This window comes from Kitasatospora sp. NPDC058162 (genome assembly GCF_042884005.1).
Lineage (GTDB): Bacteria > Actinomycetota > Actinomycetes > Streptomycetales > Streptomycetaceae > Kitasatospora.
Genome location: NZ_JBHVUS010000101.1, coordinates 1 through 1,019, shown reverse-complemented (window position 1 = coordinate 1,019; position 1,019 = coordinate 1). Strand labels below are relative to the sequence as shown.

1 pseudogene is annotated in these 1,019 nt (G+C 48.2%); it reads left to right on the top strand.

The window, feature by feature from the left end:
- Window positions 1-1,019, top strand: a pseudogene (srfAC, locus tag ACFVXG_RS46205) (surfactin non-ribosomal peptide synthetase SrfAC); the annotation flags it as partial.

Here is a 1,019-nt window from a genome sequence, read left to right as displayed (position 1 = left end):
GATCAAGGGCTTTGATTTGACGCGGGATATTCCGATGCGGGCAGCCATTTTCAAAAAAGCGGAAGAAAGCTTTGAATGGGTGTGGAGCTACCACCACATCATTTTGGACGGCTGGTGCTTCGGCATCGTCGTGCAGGATCTGTTTAAGGTATACAATGCCCTGCGCGAACAAAAACCGTACAGCCTGCAGCCGGTCAAACCGTATAAAGACTATATCAAGTGGCTTGAAAAGCAGGATAAACAAGCATCACTGCATTACTGGCGCGGGTACTTAGAAGATTTTGAAGGACAAACGACATTTGCGGAGCAAAGAAAGAAACAAAAGGACGGCTACGATCCGAAAGAGCTGCTCTTCTCACTGCCGGAGGAGGAAACAAAAGCATTTACCGAGCTTGCAAAATCGCAGCATACCACTTTGAGTACGGCGCTGCAGGCGGTTTGGAGTGTATTAATCAGCCGCTACCAGCAGTCCGGCGATTTGATCTTCGGCACAGTCGTTTCCGGGCGTCCCGCAGAAATCAAAGGCGTTGAACATATGGTCGGGCTGTTTATCAATGCTGTCCCGAGGCGGGTGAAGCTGTCTGGGGATACCACATTTAACGGCTTGCTCAAGCAGCTGCAGGAGCAATCGCTGCAGTCTGAGCCGCATCAATATGTGCCGCTCTATGACATCCAAAGCCAGGCCGATCAGCCAAAGCTGATTGACCACATCATTGTGTTTGAAAATTATCCGCTTCAGGATGCAAAAAATGAAGAGAACAGTGAAAACGGCTTTGATATGGAGGATGTACACGTTTTTGAGAAATCGAATTATGATCTCAACCTGATGGCTTCTCCAGGTGATGAGATGCTGATTAAGCTTGCCTATAACGGGAATGTGTTTGATGAGGCGTTTATCCTGCGCTTAAAATCTCAGCTTCTCACAGCGATTCAGCAGCTCATCCAGAAGCCGGATCAGCCTGTCAATACGATCAGCCTTGTTGATGAAAAGGAAAGAGAGCTTCTGCTTACCGGCTTAA